At 31.5% G+C, this 406-nt stretch carries 1 protein-coding gene; it reads left to right on the top strand.

Going from position 1 to position 406, the window contains the following annotated elements; genetic code table 11:
- Positions 1–242: PD40 domain-containing protein (locus tag E3E36_RS12430; protein ID WP_167895639.1), on the top strand; the 242-nt coding region annotated here is incomplete at its 5' end.
- Positions 243–406: the final 164 nt, after the last annotated feature.

Raw genomic sequence — 406 nt, 5'->3', positions numbered from 1 at the left:
CTTTTGCTCCGGATGGTAAAACCTTATATTATTCAGCGGAACGCAACGGTAGTTGGGATATCATGAAAGCAACCATTGCCAGAAAAGAAGAACCTTATTTCTATGCATCGACAGTTATTAAAGAAGAGCCATTGATTGCAACAGAGAAAGAAGAGTTTCAACCGAAGGTTTCACCCGATGGAAAGGAAATCGCTTATCTGGAAGAAAGAAATACATTAAAAATATGTAAATCCAAGCTCTAACCTCAATAATATTTAACAAGGAAACATCAATATAAAATGGAAGAAATATTAATATTAATTCCAAATTAATCAATATTATATCTTTATCAAAAAAAACAAGAAGAAACTCAGATAACAATACCATAACTCCACTAAATAAAAATGAAGCCTTGAAATCAAAACCA

The organism is Thermococcus sp. M36 (assembly GCF_012027355.1).
Taxonomy (GTDB): Archaea; Methanobacteriota_B; Thermococci; order Thermococcales; family Thermococcaceae; genus Thermococcus.
This window is presented reverse-complemented; position numbering and strand designations above follow the sequence as displayed.